General features: G+C 65.4%; 1 pseudogene. It reads left to right on the forward strand.

Going from position 1 to position 338, the window contains the following annotated elements:
- Positions 1 to 338: pseudogene (locus ACVA58_RS27835) on the forward strand (hypothetical protein); the annotation flags it as partial.

The raw sequence follows: 338 nt of genomic DNA on the forward strand, positions 1-338 counted from the left end.
GCTGTCTGTCGCGCAAACCGCGGGGAGCGCGCTGCAAGTCAAACGCACGTTGGGCACGCAAGCGCAGCTCATGCATACCAGCTTGACTGACGCCGCTAGTATTGAAGCTACCGCCGCCAAGATCGCGCAGGACGCGCGCGTGGCCTACGTGGTGCCGGATCGCATCCTGCGGCCCAATACCATCCCCAACGATCCGCTGTTTGCCACGCAGAACAACCTTGCCGCGCCGACGCTCGTGCCAGGCGGCATCAACGCGGCGGCGGCATGGAGCATCACGCAGGGCTCGAGCAGCATCGTGGTGGCGGTGGTCGACACCGGTTATACGGACCACCCCGATC

This window comes from Photobacterium sp. DNB22_13_2, from assembly GCF_052873915.1.